This is a genomic window from Neisseria sp. HMSC058F07 (assembly GCF_001810035.1).
Lineage (GTDB): Bacteria > Pseudomonadota > Gammaproteobacteria > Burkholderiales > Neisseriaceae > Neisseria > Neisseria perflava.
Window position 1 is genome coordinate 244,533 of the sequence record NZ_KV799663.1, and the last position, 17,325, is coordinate 261,857.

At 51.3% G+C, this 17,325-nt stretch carries 16 protein-coding genes, 1 other RNA gene and 1 pseudogene; 14 read left to right on the top strand and 4 right to left on the bottom strand.

Annotated elements, in window-relative coordinates; genetic code table 11:
• Nucleotides 1-23: 23 nt before the first annotated feature.
• From HMPREF2696_RS01410 to murU, 14 genes and pseudogenes are all read left to right on the top strand, one after another.
• Nucleotides 24-1,925, top strand: a complete 1,902-nt coding sequence (locus HMPREF2696_RS01410; protein ID WP_070587533.1) for a polysaccharide biosynthesis protein — start codon at nt 24-26, stop codon at nt 1,923-1,925.
• 43 nt (nt 1,926-1,968) lie between these two features.
• Nucleotides 1,969-3,096: a polysaccharide export protein gene (locus HMPREF2696_RS01415; RefSeq protein WP_004520876.1), complete on the top strand. Its 1,128-nt coding sequence runs from the start codon at nt 1,969-1,971 to the stop codon at nt 3,094-3,096.
• Between the two features lie 169 nt (nt 3,097-3,265).
• Nucleotides 3,266-3,715, top strand: a complete 450-nt coding sequence (locus HMPREF2696_RS01420) for a low molecular weight protein-tyrosine-phosphatase (protein ID WP_004520878.1) — start codon at nt 3,266-3,268, stop codon at nt 3,713-3,715.
• A 26-nt stretch (nt 3,716-3,741) separates the two neighbouring features.
• On the top strand, nt 3,742-5,901 hold the full coding sequence (locus HMPREF2696_RS01425) for a polysaccharide biosynthesis tyrosine autokinase (RefSeq protein ID WP_070587535.1): 2,160 nt from the start codon (nt 3,742-3,744) through the stop codon (nt 5,899-5,901).
• Nucleotides 5,902-6,036: 135 nt separating this feature from the next.
• On the top strand, nt 6,037-7,026 hold the full coding sequence (locus HMPREF2696_RS01430) for an NAD(P)H-dependent glycerol-3-phosphate dehydrogenase (RefSeq protein ID WP_004520880.1): 990 nt from the start codon (nt 6,037-6,039) through the stop codon (nt 7,024-7,026).
• A gap of 74 nt (nt 7,027-7,100) precedes the next feature.
• Nucleotides 7,101-7,424, top strand: coding sequence for a hypothetical protein (locus tag HMPREF2696_RS01435; RefSeq protein ID WP_039862529.1), 324 nt, complete (start codon nt 7,101-7,103; stop codon nt 7,422-7,424).
• 11 nt (nt 7,425-7,435) lie between these two features.
• A pseudogene (locus HMPREF2696_RS01440) lies at nt 7,436-7,737 on the top strand (cell division protein ZapA).
• A gap of 8 nt (nt 7,738-7,745) precedes the next feature.
• Nucleotides 7,746-7,926, top strand: a non-coding RNA gene (ssrS, locus tag HMPREF2696_RS01445) — 6S RNA.
• A gap of 179 nt (nt 7,927-8,105) precedes the next feature.
• Nucleotides 8,106-8,537 (top strand): 50S ribosomal protein L13, encoded by a 432-nt coding sequence (rplM, locus tag HMPREF2696_RS01450; RefSeq protein WP_003684605.1) that lies wholly within the window; start codon nt 8,106-8,108, stop codon nt 8,535-8,537.
• 12 nt (nt 8,538-8,549) lie between these two features.
• Nucleotides 8,550-8,942: a 30S ribosomal protein S9 gene (gene rpsI, locus HMPREF2696_RS01455; protein ID WP_003681515.1), complete on the top strand. Its 393-nt coding sequence runs from the start codon at nt 8,550-8,552 to the stop codon at nt 8,940-8,942.
• A gap of 85 nt (nt 8,943-9,027) precedes the next feature.
• Nucleotides 9,028-9,537 carry a protein disulfide oxidoreductase gene (locus tag HMPREF2696_RS01460; RefSeq protein WP_039862516.1) on the top strand — a complete coding sequence of 170 codons (510 nt, stop codon included), beginning with the start codon at nt 9,028-9,030 and terminating at the stop codon, nt 9,535-9,537.
• Between the two features lie 339 nt (nt 9,538-9,876).
• Nucleotides 9,877-10,314 (top strand): homoprotocatechuate degradation operon regulator HpaR, encoded by a 438-nt coding sequence (hpaR, locus tag HMPREF2696_RS01465; protein ID WP_004520883.1) that lies wholly within the window; start codon nt 9,877-9,879, stop codon nt 10,312-10,314.
• Nucleotides 10,315-10,324: 10 nt separating this feature from the next.
• On the top strand, nt 10,325-10,825 hold the full coding sequence (gene hpaC, locus HMPREF2696_RS01470; RefSeq protein ID WP_049322621.1) for a 4-hydroxyphenylacetate 3-monooxygenase, reductase component: 501 nt from the start codon (nt 10,325-10,327) through the stop codon (nt 10,823-10,825).
• A gap of 87 nt (nt 10,826-10,912) precedes the next feature.
• Nucleotides 10,913-11,608: an N-acetylmuramate alpha-1-phosphate uridylyltransferase MurU gene (gene murU, locus HMPREF2696_RS01475; protein WP_070587537.1), complete on the top strand. Its 696-nt coding sequence runs from the start codon at nt 10,913-10,915 to the stop codon at nt 11,606-11,608.
• 89 nt (nt 11,609-11,697) lie between these two features.
• Here murU and rarD read toward each other — a convergent pair whose 3' ends face one another.
• The 4 genes from rarD to HMPREF2696_RS01495 form a co-directional block, all read right to left on the bottom strand.
• Entirely contained in the window at nt 11,698-12,603 is a 906-nt protein-coding gene (rarD, locus tag HMPREF2696_RS01480) for an EamA family transporter RarD (protein WP_070587540.1), read from the bottom strand.
• A 175-nt stretch (nt 12,604-12,778) separates the two neighbouring features.
• Nucleotides 12,779-13,849: a tRNA (adenosine(37)-N6)-threonylcarbamoyltransferase complex transferase subunit TsaD gene (tsaD, locus tag HMPREF2696_RS01485; RefSeq protein WP_003749024.1), complete on the bottom strand. Its 1,071-nt coding sequence runs from the start codon at nt 13,847-13,849 to the stop codon at nt 12,779-12,781.
• A 99-nt stretch (nt 13,850-13,948) separates the two neighbouring features.
• Nucleotides 13,949-15,136 (bottom strand): c-type cytochrome biogenesis protein CcsB, encoded by a 1,188-nt coding sequence (gene ccsB / locus HMPREF2696_RS01490; RefSeq protein WP_070587543.1) that lies wholly within the window; start codon nt 15,134-15,136, stop codon nt 13,949-13,951.
• A complete protein-coding gene (locus HMPREF2696_RS01495; RefSeq protein WP_070587546.1) occupies nt 15,129-17,081 on the bottom strand; it encodes a cytochrome c biogenesis protein ResB in 1,953 nt (650 codons plus the stop codon). The genes ccsB and HMPREF2696_RS01495 overlap by 8 nt, the downstream gene beginning before the upstream one ends.
• Between the last annotated feature and the right edge of the window lie 244 nt (nt 17,082-17,325).

The following is a 17,325-nucleotide window of genomic DNA, read 5'->3' on the forward strand; positions in this document are numbered from 1 at the left end:
CACTCAGACACAAGAAATATAAAATGAACTTGGAAACCCTGCTGGCTCTGCCGCGCAACCTTAAAAAAACCTTCTTCGTCATCCACGATATCTTGATGATATTCGTGGCGTTTTGGTTTGCCCAAAGCCTCAAAGTGCAATATTCCGACGAATGGTTGAGTATCGCCAACTGGCTGGCTTTCGGCAGCACCGCGTTGCTGACCATCATCCTTTTCATCCGTATCGGCCTCTACCGCGCCGTTACGCGCTTCGTCAGCATCCGCGTCCTGACCGCCGCCGCATTCGGCAGCATTATTTCGGCGGTCTTGTTCTGCCTGAGCACCCTGGTTTTTGAGCAAAAACTGCACCTTGCCCTGCCCATCGTCTATTTCTTGGTCTTGGTGGTCGGCGTGACCAGCTCGCGCATGATCCTGCGCGCGATTCTGACCGATCATCACCGCAAACAGATGACACCCGTCATCATCTACGGTGCAGGCCAATCCGGCCGACAATTGCTGGAAGCCATCAAACAGGTTAACGAATACTCGGCCATTGCCTTTGTCGATGACAACCCAAAAATCCAACGCACCGTCATCTATGACCTTGCCGTCTACAACCCCAACGAAATCCCGATGCTGATCAGCCGCTACGGCGTCCGCAAAATTCTGCTGGCGATTCCAAGTTCTACGCCGGAAGAACGCAAAGACATCATCCGCCGCCTCGAAGCATACAAATGCGAAGTCCTGACCATTCCGGGCATGAAGGATTTGGTGGACGGCAAAATCAACGTCAGCTCATTGAAAAAAATCTCTGTGGTCGATTTGCTCGGCCGCGCCCCTGTGGCACCTCGCCCTGAATTGATGAGCGCCGACATCAGCGACAAAGTCGTGATAGTAACCGGCGCAGGCGGCTCTATCGGCTCCGAACTTTGCCGTCAAATTCTCAATTGCCGGCCGACCAAACTGCTGTTGTTTGAATTGTCTGAATTTGCCCTATACAGCATAGACAAAGAATTGCGCGAAACCCAAGCAGTGCAAGGCAGCCAAGTCGAAGTCGTACCGCTTTTAGGCTCGGTTCAAAACAAAGAACGCCTTAGCAGCATCATGAAGGCCTATCACGTCGACACCGTCTACCATGCCGCAGCCTATAAACACGTCCCTATGGTTGAGTTCAACACCATAGAAGGCATTCAAAACAACGTGTTCGGCACACTCTGCTGCGCACAGGCTGCCGTAGATGCAGGCGTTTCCACCTTTGTTTTGATTTCCACCGACAAAGCCGTCCGACCGACCAATACCATGGGCGCCAGCAAACGCATGGCCGAACTCTGCCTGCAAGCCCTTGCCGCCGAGCCGGAACAAAAAACACGCTTCTGCATGGTGCGTTTCGGCAATGTATTGGGTTCGTCCGGTTCCGTTGTTCCTGTATTTGAAAAACAAATTGCCGAAGGCGGCCCGATTACCCTGACTCACCAAGACATTACCCGCTACTTCATGACCATTCCCGAAGCGGCGCAATTGGTTATCCAAGCCGGCGCAATGGGTAAAGGCGGCGACGTATTCGTCCTCGACATGGGTGAATCCGTCAAAATCATCGACCTTGCCCGTCAAATGATTGTCCTCAGCGGCCTCAAAGTGAAAGACGAACAACACCCCCACGGCGACATCGAAATCAAGATTACCGGCCTGCGCCCGGGCGAGAAACTTTATGAAGAACTGCTCATCGGCGACGAGGTGCAAAAAACCACTCATCCCCGTATTATGACCGCCAGTGAAGTAATGCTTCCATGGACGCAATTATCTGACATACTGTCGGAACTCGAAACCGCTTGTTTCCAAAGCGACCAAAACAGCCTGCGCCAGCTTCTGTTGCGCGCACCGACAGGCTTCGTACCTAAAGACGGTATCTGCGACTTGGTTTGGCAACAAAACAACAAGGCCGTCTGAACATTTTCAGACGGCCCGGACACCATACTGCAAGGACTACTACATGAAAAAAACACTCTCCCTGCTTACTCTATTCGCACTGACTGCCTGCAACAGCACAACAGTCATTCCTGGTTCAACCATCAAAACCCGAACCAAAACCATTGTTTACACCGACACCGACACCGCAGCCGATACCAACCTCGACAGCCGCGTTGCCGTTTACCCCATCACGCCCAACCTGATTGAAAAAATGCGTACGCCACCCGTACTTTCCCAAGCCAACCAAGGCTTGGAGCAAAGCAAAAGCGCTTACCGCTACCGCATCGGCAGCGGCGACGTCCTCAATATCATGGTTTGGGCGCACTCCGACCTCAATTCCCCCATCCAGCAAAGCAACCCGCAAACCAACCAAGTCAGCCGCGGCGCCTGGGTGGATGAGGGCGGTTATATTACTTACCCGTTAGCAGGCAAAATTCAAGCCAAAGGCAAAACTTTGGACGAATTGCAAAATACCCTGACCAACCTTCTGAAACGCTACATCAAAAATCCTCAAGTAGCCATCAACGTTACCGAATTCCGTTCGCAACGCATTTCAGTATCCGGTGCCATCAGCCAAGCAGGTCAGCTGCCGATTACCAATATCCCGATGACCATTTTGGATGCCATCAACCAAGCAGGCGGCGTCACCCAAAGTGCCGACACCCAACACATCAAATGGACGCACAACGGCGTCGACCGCACCATTTCCCTACAAGACATGTTGCAATACGGTGATATGTCGCAAAACCACCTCCTCAGCCATGGTGACATCGTTTATGTTCCTAACAGCAGCAACAACAAAATCTACATCATGGGTGAAGTCGGCAAACAAGCCACCCTGCCGATCGGCAATCACGGCCTCAACCTGACCCAAGCGCTCGGCGAAGTGGGCGGCATGAACCAAGCCTATGCGGATGCAACCGGCGTATTCGTGATCCGCCGCGCACCTGAAGATGCGGCCAGACCTATCCACATCTACCAGCTCAACCTAAAAGATGCGACTTCTTACGCACTGGGCAGCGAATTCAAATTGCGCTCCGAAGACACCGTTTACGTTACCGCCGCCCCAGTTACCCGTTGGAACCGCGTAATGTCACAAATTACCAACTCCATCAGCAACGTCAATACCCTCGACAATACGTTTAAATAAGCAGTGGTTCCTGCTGTCAGACCCTGTTTGACAGCAGGATACAAAATCACGCACAATCCAACCAAATTACATAAACGGCATATAAAAGCCGTACACACCGCACAAACGGAAAAGCAGTACCTTATAGTCTGACTCACGCTTTTTTCAGACCATAAACCGAAACAATATCATGTACCACAACATACTCATCGTCTGCCTAGGCAACATCTGCCGCTCCCCCACCGCAGAGCGGATTATGCAGAAAAAACTACCCGGCCACCGCATCAGCAGCGCCGGCATAAAAGCACTGGCAGGTAAGGATGCCGATTTCCAAGCCATCAAAACCGCACTCAAACACGGCGTTATCGTTGCAGGCCATACGGCACGCCAACTGACCGCCCAAATGTGCGAACAGGCCGATTTGATTCTCGTCATGGAGCCCTGTCAAATCGACATGGTGGCCGACATCCATCCGCCGGCACGCAGCAAAACCATGCTGTTTGCCCAATGGTTGCCGAAGAAAACCGTACCTGACCCATACAAACAAAGCAGCGAAATGTTTGAAGCCGTTTTCGAACAGCTCAATGCTGCCGCAGACACTTGGAAAACCAAACTAAACGGAAAAACTCAACCGGTATAAAACCGGCATGAACAAGAAAGCAAGCAATGAAAAAAACGACCTACACACCTTATAGCGCAGACAACGACGAAATCGACTTCGGCCAACAGCTCCGCGTCATTTGGATGCACAAATACAAAATCCTCGCCGCCCTGCTTGCAGGCGGCATACTCGGCGCAGCCTTCAGCCTGGCATCCACCCCGCAATACCGCGCCGACGCCATGTTGGAAATCGAAACGCGGCAAAACCAAATCCTGACCGAAATCAACAGCATCTTCAACAACCAAACCACGCCGTCTGAAGCAGAAGTCGAGCTGGTTCAATCACGCCTGGTGCTGGGTAAAACCGTTGACGACCTCCAACTCGACCAAGAAGTCAAAGCCAAATACACGCCTGTTATCGGCAGCCTGATGCACAACATCAGCGGCGACCCCGATCCCAAACTGACCGTCGGCAACTTTACCGTACAAGAAGAATGGTTCAACAAAACCTTCACGCTGACTGCCAAGAGCAACAAAGCCTATACTCTTACCCTGCCTGACAAACGCGTCGTCGAAGGCAAGGTCGGCGTACCTCTGAAAATCAACAATCAAACCACCCTCAAAATCGATCAAATCCTGGCTAATCCGGGTCAAGAATTTGCGTTGACCAAGTTCTCCCGCATCAGCGCCATCGAAAACATCCAAAACAAACTGGCGGTCATCAGCAAAGGTAAAACCAGCCCCATCATCAACCTTACCTTTACCGGCACCGACCCTAAACGCACCAGCGTCATCCTCAACAGCATTGCCGACAACTACGTTGCGCAAAACCGCGAACGCGACGTCCAAGTCGCATCCAGCGGCTTGGCTTTCATCAGCGAAGAATTGCCACGCTTGAAAGAAACCTTGCAAGACGCTGAAAACAAACTCAATGCCTACCGCCAACAATCAGGCTCCCTCGACATTCCGCTCGAGTCTAAAGGCGCATTGGAAAGCCTGACCGGCATCGAGACCCAAATTACCCTGCTCAAAACCGAAGAAGCAGGTTTGGCCGAGCTGTACACGCCGGAACACCCTTCCTATAAAGCCGTATTGGACAAACTCTCCGTCCTCGAACGCGCCAAAAACAAAATCAACCAACAAATCGCCGAATTGCCCAATACCCAACAAGAAGTCATCCGCCTGACCCGCGACGTAGAAACCAACCAAGCAACCTACGTCCAACTGTTGAGCAAACAACAAGAACTCAACATCATGAAAGCCAGTGCACAAGGTAATGTTCGCATCGTCGATTATGCCTATGTCCCTGAAAACCCCGTTGCCCCGCGCAAAGCCGTCATCACGCTCCTGAGCGCACTTGCCGCAGGCTCATTGACCGCTTTGTGGCTGATGATTCGCAACCGCATGAAAAACGGCATTACTTCATCCGAAGAAATCGAAAACCTCAATTTGGAAGTCGTCGCTCTTGTTCCGCACTCCAAAACCCAGCAAAAACGCGACTTCTTCAAAAACAAATTCAAAAAAACCGGCGGCCGTTCCAACTATCTGCTGGCCAGCGAAGACCGCGCCGACACGGCAGTCGAAGCCATCCGCGCCCTGCGCACCAATATCTACTTCTCCATGCTGGACGCGCCTAACAACGTCCTCATGATTACCGGTGCCGCGCCTGAAGCAGGCAAATCCTTTATCTCTGCCAACCTCGCCACCGTAATGGCGCAGTCAGGCAAACGCGTTCTGCTTATCGATACCGATATGCGCAAAGGCTACCTCGACCGACTCTTCGGCCTTACCCCCGAGTTCGGCTTGTCTGACATCCTCAACGGCAAAGCAGCTCCGGCAAAAGCCGTACAAGAGACCGGCATTGAAAACCTCCACCTTATCAGCAGCGGCAGCTATCCTAGCAATCCGTCCGAGCTTTTGATGGACAACCGTTTCAACGAATTGCTCGCCCACGCGCGCCAACGCTACGATTATGTCATCTTGGACACGCCGCCCGTATTGGCCGTTACCGACGCCATCATCATCGGCCAACATGCCGGCACCGTCCTTATGATTAGCCGTTATGCGCACACGCGTGCACGAGAGCTTGAAGCCAGCGTCGAACGCCTCAAACAAAACCGTATCAACATCAAAGGTGTTGTCCTCAACGGCATGAAGCGCGAAGCCAACAACAGCTACGACTACTACGCCTACGATGCCTACCATTCCGGTAACAATAAATCATAAACCGAAGCAGGCCGTCTGAACTTTCAGACGGCCTAAGGCTTTTTAAACAGCACAAAATATTTTTCACAAACGCCGCCCTTGCACCCCAAAGCCGTTTGTTTTAAAGTAAGCCCCGTTCCCATATGGAAGAGAAACATGAAAATTACCGTCATCGGCGCAGGTTCGTGGGGTACAGCTCTCGCGTTGCACTTTGCGCACCACAACAATGAAGTTGCCCTTTGGACACGCAATCCCGACCAAATCCGCACCCTGCAAGCAGATCGCGAAAACAAACGCGGCCTGCCCGGCTTCCCTTTCCCTGAGTCCCTGACCGTTCACGCCGATTTGGGCGAAGCGCTGAAAGACAGCCAACTTGCCCTGATCGTTACCTCCGTAGCCGGCCTCAGAAGCAGCGCCGAGCTGCTCAAACAGCATAACGCCGCCGATATTCCCGTTCTCGCCGCCTGCAAAGGTTTTGAACAAGATACCGGCCTTTTGACTTTCCAAGTACTGAAAGAAGTCCTGCCTAACAATAAAAAAATCGGCGTTCTCTCAGGTCCGAGCTTTGCCCAAGAACTTGCAGCCCAACTGCCTTGCGCCGTCGTGTTTGCTTCCGAAAACAAAGACTGGGTGGAAGAAACTACTGCCCAACTGAACACCAACGTAATGCGCCTGTACGGCAGCACCGACGTCATCGGTGTCGCAGTGGGCGGTGCCGTTAAAAACGTCATGGCAATTGCCACCGGCCTTTCAGACGGCCTCGAATACGGCCTCAATGCACGCGCAGCCTTAGTAACACGCGGCCTTGCCGAAATCACCCGCCTTGCCATCGCCATGGGCGCACAACCCAAAACCATGATGGGCTTAGCAGGCATCGGCGACCTTATCCTGACCTGTACCGGCGCACTCTCGCGCAACCGCCGCGTCGGCCTAGGCCTCGCAGAGGGTAAAGAGTTGCATCAAGTGCTTGTCGAAATCGGCCACGTTTCCGAAGGCGTCAGCACCATTGAAGAAGTCTTCAACACCGCCGCCAAATACCAAATCGATATGCCCATCACTCAAACCCTGCTGCAACTCATCCGCAAAGAAATGACCCCGCAGCAAGTCGTTGAACGACTGATGGAACGAAGCGCGCGCTTCGAATAAACGGTCGCGCCGTCTGCCATTCAGACGGCCTGACGCACAATATGGCGGCCATCAGGCCGTCTGAAGGGAAACACATGAACCAATCACTGAACAATCTGGAAATCAACGTTTACCAACTTGTCCAAAAATTTGAAACGCTGGTTTCAGAAAACCGCCGTCTCAACGAAGAAATCGACAGACTCAAACTCGAGCAAGAGCAACAAAAACGCCAACACGACGCGGCCATTGACGAACTCAGCGAAGCCTTGCTGGTTCAAGTCGGCAAACTCAAAGAGGACCTGCAAAGCAAAATTGACAACCTGACTGCCGAAAAAGAAAACTACCGCAACGCGCTGGCCCAAAGCGCAGACCAAATCCGCAGCCTCATTACCCGATTGCCCCAAGAAACACAACAATAAAAGGATGCCCCGTGAGTATCGAACAAGTCAATCTCGACATCATGAATGTCAACTTCACCATCAACACACCGAGTGAAGAAAAAGCCGCCCTTCTGCAAGCCGTTGAAATGCTCAACAAGAAAAGCGATGCGATTAAAGAAAGCGGCCGCATCGTCGGCACAGACAAAATCGTCGTCATGGCAGCCCTCAACGTCGTGCACGACCTCTTGAAAACCACCCTCAACGACGATTTGGCAATCGGTGAATTTGAGCGTAAAATAACCGACATGAACAACGCGTGCCAAAAGCACTGGCGCGCTTGGAGCAAAACTGATTTCCCCCTTTTCCCTGCGGTGTTCGCGAAGGCATATATTCCTTTGAACCAATACGTTCGCTTTAGGTTGCCGGGAGCTGTAGTGGGCGCGAGCGTCCGTTTATTGGACGCACCCGAAACTACCCGAGGTGACCGCCTTGTCAGCAAGGTTCAAGCGGATTCAGCCTAAACGGCACTCGTGGGGATTCCCTAAAAAAAGCCATACCGACAGGTGTGGCTTTTCCCTTTCCAAGTAAAGACTTTCGTAAAGATTTCCGGCCGTCTGAAAAAACCGCATATTCATGCATCAAACACACTCAATTAAGATTGACAAAAACCAATCTCCTCTTTAAAATCCATAACTTTCTATATATATCTGGATTCCAACCATGAAAACCTTCTCTGCAAAACCCCACGAGGTGAAGCGCGAATGGTTCGTCATTGACGCAGAAGACAAAGTTCTGGGTCGTGTCGCAGCCGAAGTCGCACACCGTCTGCGCGGCAAACACAAACCCGAATACACCCCTCACGTTGATACTGGCGACTACATCATCGTCATCAACGCAGACAAACTGCGCGTGACCGGTGCTAAATTCGAAGACAAAAAATACTTCCGTCACTCTGGTTTCCCAGGTGGCATCTACGAGCGTACTTTCCGCGAAATGCAAGAGCAATTCCCAGGCCGCGCTTTGGAACAAGCCGTAAAAGGCATGTTGCCTAAAGGTCCTCTGGGCTACGCCATGATCAAAAAACTGAAAGTGTACGCTGGCGCCGAACACGGCCACGCTGCACAACAACCTAAAGTTTTGGAACTGAAATAATAAGGACACGACATGAACGGTAAATACTACTACGGCACAGGCCGCCGCAAAAGTTCAGTGGCTCGTGTATTCTTGACTAAAGGTACCGGCCAAATCATCGTAAACGGCCGTCCCGTTGACGAATTCTTCGCACGTGAAACCAGCCGCATGGTTGTACGTCAACCTCTGGTTCTGACTGAAAATGCCGAATCTTTCGACATCAAAGTTAACGTAACCGGTGGCGGCGAAACCGGTCAATCCGGCGCCATCCGTCACGGCATTACCCGCGCCCTGATCGACTTCGACGCAGCCCTGAAACCAGCCCTGTCTCAAGCAGGCTTCGTTACTCGCGATGCTCGTGAAGTTGAACGTAAAAAACCTGGTTTGCGCAAAGCACGTCGCGCAAAACAATTCTCCAAACGTTAATACGTTTTCAGAATCGAATCAAAAAGCCTTGCTCTGCAAGGCTTTTTTCATTTATAAAACAATAATCCAATATCCTCCGCAATATATGATGAAAACCCTGCTCCACTACGCCAAATCATTGCTTCAGGCCGTGATTATTTTCATTTTGCTCTCCTTGATTGTCGACTGGGTACGCAAGCCTAACCAGCCCTTACAATCAGCGGCACAAACCATTACTTTAACCGATGGGCAAACCACTTCCCTTCAATCCTTCAGCCAAAATCGGGTTGCCGTCGTTTATTTTTGGGGTAGCTGGTGTCGTATTTGTTCATACACATCATCAACCATAGAAAAACTGCACCAAGACAATATCCCAACATTGGGCGTAGCCTTGCGCTCCGGAAGCGACACGGACATTGCCCACCATATGCAAGAAAACAACCTATCCTTTCCAAATTTCAATGATTCAGACGGCCTGATGGCTCAAAAATGGAATATAGCCGTCACACCGACCATTATCATATTAAAAGATGGCAAAATGATTCATCACACATCCGGGCTTTCTAGCTACATCGGCTTAAAAATCAGAATTTACTTAGCAGACATCTTCGGCTAAATTCATTGAAAATCCACCAAAAATAGAAAATCCAAAGAATCATCTTCGCCGAATATTTTTATCCTATTCCACTTCATAAATAAATAAACTATCTCTTTCCCGATAACATATGATTTTGTTGAGATTATAAAGAAAATAGACTAAGATATAACCATAAGAACAATTGGAAACATTATTATCAAAACAAACTGTTAGAGATCTTCATCTAATATTGTGGCAGTGATGCTTTTGTTCCCATGACCCGGCTGCCGACGGCAGCCTTAAAACAGCAATATTCGCCTTTATCAATCTACCTCACGCTTCAACGGTTTGATTTTTGATAACACCGGAGACTTAGTAATGCCCAACCAATCTAAACATGCATCTATCAATATCGGTCTGATTCAGGCACGGGAAGCATTGATGACCCAATTCCGCCCTATTCTGAACCAAGCCAATATTACTGACCAGCAATGGCGTATCATCCGGCTCTTAGCGGAAAACGGCACACTCGACTTTCAAGATTTGGCCAATCAGGCCTGCATCCTCCGTCCCAGCCTGACCGGCATTCTGACCCGCTTGGAAAAAGCAGGTTTGGCCGTGCGCTTGAAGCCTTCCAACGACCAACGCCGCGTTTATCTGAAACTGACGCCCGAAGGCGAGAAACTCTATGAATCCACCGGCGCATTGGTTGACGAGCGCTATGACGCAATTGAAAAAGTCCTCACCAAAGAAAAAATGGCACAACTCAAAGAACTCTTGGCAGAGCTGGCAAAAATCGAACAGGCATTAAAATAAAGCGAGCCGGATGACAGATTCAACACACACACTCAAGAGATCCTTCCGAGATGCCATGGCCTCCTGTGCCGCCGGTGTACACGTTATCACGACAGACGGTGAAGCAGGGCGCTATGGCATTACCATGACTGCCGTCACTGCCGTTACCGACGAGCCGCCGACGGTCATGCTGTGCATCAACCGCCAATCCGCCATCATCCCCATCCTGCAGGGCAACCGCGATTTGTGTATCAACACACTCAACGACAGCCAGCAGGATGTCGCCGAACACTTTGCCGGACTGACCGACCTCTCGCCCGAAGAACGCTTCGAATACCATATTTGGCATAGAGGGCAAACCGGACAGCTCGAAGTCGAAGGCGCGCTGGCGCACCTGCACGGCAGTATTGTCGATCAACGCGAAATCGGCACACATTACGTCTTTTTCGTCCAGATCAACGAAATCCGCAATACCGACGCGCAAGCGCCGGCATTGCTGTATTTCCGTAGGCAATTCAAATCTTTGGCATAAATAAAGGTCTCAGGCCGTCTGAAACATCGGTTTCATTTTTTCAGACAGCCTGAGACTTTTTCTGTTTCACACATTATAGGCACACCCATGAAAGCAATGATATTGGCCGCCGGTCGCGGCGAGCGTATGCGCCCGCTGACCGACCACACGCCCAAACCTTTACTCGAAGTAGCAGGCACGCCGCTTATCGGCTGGCACTTGCGCCGCCTGCAGCAGGCCGGATTTACTGAAATCGTCATCAACCATGCCTGGCTTGGCCAGCAAATCGAAGATACATTGAAAGACGGTTCAGCCTACGGCGTACACATTGCCTATTCTCCCGAACGCGCCGGAGGCCTGGAAACTGCCGGAGGCATTGCCACCGCCCTGCCTCTTTTGGGCGACGAGCCGTTTTTGGTCGTCAATGGCGATGTGTTGACCGACATTGATTTCCAAGCTGCACGACTGGCTGCCCAGCGCATACAGGAACACAACCTTCTCGCCCATTTATGGCTGGTGGACAATCCGCCCCACCATCCCGAAGGCGACTTCGGCCTGCTTTCAGACGGCCTGGTATCCGCCTCATCCGCAGACGGCCAAGCCCTTACTTTCAGCGGCGTGGGCGTTTATCATCCTGCGCTTTTCAAAGACACACCGGCACACCAGGCTGCCAAGCTTGCCCCTCTTTTGCGTCAAGCCATGAGCCAAAACCAAATCAGCGGCGAACACCATAACGGCCTTTGGTTGGACGTCGGTACAGTCGAACGCCTGCAAGAAGCCGACCGTATCGCCCAAAGCTGGTAAAACAAAAGGGACGTATCCGATACGTCCCTTTTAATATTCAAGGCCGTCTGAAAACATTGATCAAACCATTTTCAGACGGCCTCAATCCATCAATCAAGCTTTGCCCATTTCTTTTCTTTCTTCATTCCCAACAGGCCATTGGCAATCATCACGCACAATCCCGACCAAATCAGTCCGTAGCCGATCAATGCGCCGCCCTGCACCGGCTCGCCCAGCCACACAATCGACACAATAAAAAGCAATACAGGCTCCAAATAGCTCAGCATACCGAACACCGCCACCGGCAGCAACTGATTCGCCTTCAAATTCAAATGCATGGATATTGCACTATTAAAACCCAGCAACACAATAAAAAAGATTAAAACCGGTTTGGCCGCAATCATCGTCGGCGTATCCGTTGCCAGCACAATATACGCCAACGCAAACGGCGTAATCATCAACAAATCAAACGTCAATCCGATTAAGGAAGGCACGCCCAGCTTGCGGCGCAGCAGATAATAAAACGGATAAGTACCGAACACCCATACAGTCGTCCACGAAAACGCGCCCGACCGCACCAATTCACATGCCACGCCTGCACACGCCAAGATTACCGCCACCCTCTGCAACCGGTTCAAACGCTCTTTAAACCAAATCCGTCCGCCCAGCATCATCGCCAAAGGAAACAGGAAATACCCCATGGCAATGTTTACCCCTTCTCCATTGACCGGCCCCCAGACAAACAGCCACAACTGGCTGGCAAATATCGGCGTCGGCAATACAATCAGCAGCCACCGTTTCCAATCCCGGCCGACGCCATAAGCAAAACGCATTGCCGCCTGCCAACCGTTGACCATCGTCATCAGCACGCACAAAGCCGACAGCATGGCAACCATGCGCCAGGCAAACACCTCCGTCCCCGTCATCGGCCTCATCCACATGCCGTACAGAAACAGCATGGAAAACAACAAATTGGACGCTACCGCAGCCAGCAACCCTTTGGATAAATTCGTCATTTCAGACGGCCTTTTGCAATCAATCAAAGTTAATATTGTAGAGAAAACGGATGAAAAAATTACTCATCTTTTTGAATGAAGTTTTACCGCAAACATCTATTTCATTAAAGGCCGTCTGAAAACCCTGTTTTCAGGTTTTCAGACGGCCTTTCATTACATCGAGCAGTCTAATGCATCAACCCTGCTTCACAATATCCGACAGCGGCCAGCGCGGCTTGACATTGAATGCACCGACAGCCTGACGCTCGGCAAGACGCATCGCGCCGGCAAAGGCAATCATTGCGCCGTTGTCGGTGCAATATGCCATCGGTGGGAAATAGACGTTGATTTTTTCTTCCTGCGGCTTGGGTTTGCCTTTTTCAGACGGCATCTTGACGGTCAAGCGCGAAAATTCATCGCGCAGTTTCCAGTTTGCACCCACACCGCCGGCAACCACCAAAGTTCTGAAGCCGGTATCCAACAATGCTTTTTTGGCTTTGGCCGCCAATACATCGACTACCGCATCTTGGAAGGCGCGGCAAATGTCGTTGCGTGTTTGTTCCGGAATTTCATCGCAACCCGTTTCGGCGCGGACTTTTTCGACAGCGGTCAAAACGGCGGTTTTCAAACCGGAAAAGCTCATCTGCAAATCGTGCGAATGCAGCATGGGGCGTGGGAACGTGAAGGCATCAGGCGTGCCGAGTTTGGCCAGCTCGGATAATTTGGCACCGCCGGGATAAGGCAGCCCCAACAGCTTGGCCGTTTTGTCGAACGCTTCGCCTGCCGCATCATCCACGCTCTCACCCAGCAAGGTGTAATCGCCGATACCGCGTACAGCCATAAATTGCGTATGTCCGCCCGACACCAGCAAAGCGACAAATGGAAATTCAGGCTTATCGTCTGCCAACAAAGGCGAGAGCAAATGGCCTTCAAGATGGTGGACGGGGATAACGGGCTTGCCGATGGCAAATGCCAACGCATTGGCAAAGCCCGAACCGGCCAGCAATGCGCCGCCCAAGCCCGGGCCTTGCGTAAAGGCAACCGCGTCAATATCGGCATAGCCTACGCCTGCTTCCTTCAAGCAACCTTGCGTCAACGGCACGACACGGCGGATATGGTCGCGGCTGGCCAATTCGGGGACAACGCCGCCGTATTCGGCGTGCATCGCCATTTGTGTGTGCAAATGATGCGCCAACAGGCCGCGCTCGGTGTCGTAGAGCGCAACGCCGGTTTCGTCGCAAGATGATTCAATTCCTAATACCAACATGGTTTGAGGCCGTCTGAAAAAATGATTAAAAACGATTCAGACGGCGTTTTCTCCGAAAACGGAAAAAGGCCGTCTGAAATAAAGTGCGGAATAAGCGGTTTACAAAGTGCCGTAAGAGTGCAGGCCGCTCAAGAACATATTCACGCCGATAAAGGCAAAGGCGGTAATGACCAGGCCGATGACCGCCCACCAAGCCAACACTTTGCCGCGCCAGCCTGCCACCAGCCGCAAATGCAACCAGACCGCGTAATTCAGCCAAACGATGAATGCCCAAGTCTCTTTCGGGTCCCAGCTCCAATAGCGGCCCCACGCGTCGGCCGCCCACAATGCGCCGAGTATGGTGGCAATCGTGAAGAACAGGAAACCGACGGCAATCGCTTTGTACATGACTTCTTCAATGACTTGGGATTGCGGCAGCCATGATTTTTTGCCCGCATCTTCTTTTCTGAGCGCCAGCAGTTCGGCAATACCCAGCATGGCGGCGATACAGAATGCGCCGTAGCCGATAAAGTTGGCCGGAACGTGGATTTTCATCCACCAAGACTGCAAAGCAGGAATCAGCGGCTGAATGGTATGCGCCTCGCGCGAAACGCTGTACCACAAGACAAATCCGACTACGACCGCCATAAAGCTGAAGACAAATCCGCCTAGTTTTTGTACGGCAAAACGGCCTTCGTAGTAGAGATACATCAGTGCCGTAATGACCAAGAACAAGATGAATACTTCGTAAAGGTTGGAAACCGGAATATGGCCGGCATCGGGACGCAGCAGATAGCTTTCATGCCAGCGTACCAGCAAACCGACAAAGCCCGCCATCGCGGAAACCCACGCAAACACGGTACCCATGCCCAAAAGCGTATTGGACGACACATTTTTGCGCACCGCCGCTATCGCGCCGACGATATAGGCAAACAAGGCAAAGAACACAAACGCGCATTGCCACATAATCGCCGACTGGCTGCTTAACAGATATTTGAGCAGGAAACCGTCTGCGTGTTTGATGTCACCGCCATACAAATCAACGGCCAAATACGCCAAGCACACGCCCAAAGGGATAAACCAGCGCATCGGTTTGAAAAACCAACCCAGAAAAACGGCAATACCGGCACTCGCCCACAAAATCACCATTTCGTAGATGTCCATGTGCAGACCGGCTTGGGTTTGGGCAATAAACGCACTGATGGCAATCAGCAGTGCGAATGCCCAGTCGAAGAGGTTGAGGTTTCGGATAAATGATTTGTGTGTCAGAAGCTCATGCTCGGGCAAGGCCTGATGTTTGTTATTCATGGTTCAAATCCTTGGCAAGCTGCTGCAATTGCCGTGTGTGTTGCGGAAATTCTTTCTGCAAGTCGCGTTCGTTGCGGCTGGAAGACATGGCAAAACGGATACGGCCGTCTGAAAACAGCAGCCAAGCACGTTTTTCACGGATATAGAACATAAACACCGTGCCCAACACCAGCAATACCGAACCCAAATACACCAAGAATGCGCCCGGCGAACGGGTCATCTGCAATCCGGAAGAGCGCACTTCGGAATAGCCGTCCAATTGCAGCAACATCGGCGCAGGATACTCGGTCAAACCGGTGTACGCGTCCATTGCATGCAGCAGGAAGCGGTTGCGCTTTTCGTCTTGCGGCCAAGCCGGCAGATTGTATGTGCTGATCGTATCTTCCAAAGCGGCATTCATCACGCCATAGAGCATCTCGTAGAAATAGCCCTGCATTTTTTCCTGCTGATCTTTGGGAATGTTGGTGGTAACAAATTCGTCCAAAGCCAAATAGCCGCCTTTGGCAAAAATCGACAAAGTATTTTCCGCCGCCGCCATGAATTGCTCGCGGATTTCGGCAGGCGCGCCTTTGACGGCGTTGGCAACGGTTTTACGGCGTGCCGCGTCGTCTTTCAAATATTGGCGCAAAGCCATAAAGGTATCGATTTTACCGTTTTTATCCATCGGAATGCGCAACCAACGATATTGCTGCGCCAAGCCGCTGCGCGTGCCGGTAATGAAGAAATAGTCTTCATCTTGTTTTACCGGCAACATATAGTTTTTATATTCGACCGCCTGCCCTGCTTTGTCGCGGATGCGGTAAACGATAGATGGGCCAATATTGGTGTATTTTTTGCCTTCCTGACGGACAGAACGAACATCATTGATGGCGGATTTCAGGTTTTGCTCTTTTTCAGACGGCTCGCTCATGTCTTCGACGTTCATCGAAGTAAACTGGTCGAATTCCAATTTATAAGAAGCCTTGCCCAAATCCAGCGGAAACTCGCGCATGGAAGTTGCTTTGAGTTTGACCGGAGTGCGGTCGGCATCAGCCAGATTCCAAGCTTTAAACGTCAAGTCTGAGCCTCCGTCGGCGAAACTTGCCTGATAAACCGTAATACCGTGCAGCGTCAAAGGATGGTTGACGCGGATGGTGTGTTCGCTGACTTTGCCGGTCGCCTTGTCCGTGACTTCCAAGTCGCTGGCGAAATCGCGCGGCATACCGGTATCGTAAAAATCAATATGGAATTTCTTCAATTTGACCGAAAACGGCAAGTCTTGCACGAGCATGCCGTTATCCGCATTCAGAAATACCACGTCCGCGCTCTGACCTTCCGAAATATTGACATTGCCCCTAAACGACAAATTGGACGTACCCAACACGCTTTCGGGCTTAAAGTCTTTGGCGTAAACCGCCGTATTGTCCGGCACGACCCGGCCGGTAAGCATACCGATTTTCAGCAGGATATTGCTGTCTATCAAACCGCCCAAACAAATCACAATCAGCGCGGCATGGGCAAAGATATAGCCCCATTTGTTCATCGCACCTTTTTTTGCCGCCACCAAAACCGAACCGTCTTCACGCGTAACGGTTTTGCAGCCATAGCCCTGCACTTCCAAATAACGTTGCGCAACTTCGGGCGTTACCTGTCCGTCTAAAACGATGGAATGGCGCATTGCCACCAGTGATTTTTCCTTGGCGTTTTCACGGAAGGAACGAATCTCGCGCAAAAACGGCGGAACATTGCGAATCAGGCACAATCCGGTGGAAATCACCAAAAACATCATGATGACAACGAACCACGCCGATGCGTACACGTCGTACAGGCCCAAAAAGCCGAAAATCTGCGACCAAAACGGGCCGAATTTCACCAAATAATCGACTTGCGGCTGATTTTGCTGCAAGACCGTACCGATAATCGAAGCCACGCCCAATAGGCTGAGCAGGGCGACGGCAAAACGCATGGAGCTGAAAAAGGCAAACCACGGTCTGCGGATGAGTGGGACGGATGAAGAAGATTTACTCATGTCTCAAATGTCGGCTTGGGGCAACCCGATTGATGGAACGGACTGCAATGACGTGTGATGCGAAAGGAAGAATACTGCATATTGCAGTAAAAATCTTGCCGTCGCTATTTGAAAAAACCAATCAGGCTTATCGGCCTATATTGGCTAAGGCCGTCTGAAGGGTTTTCAGACGGCCTGTATC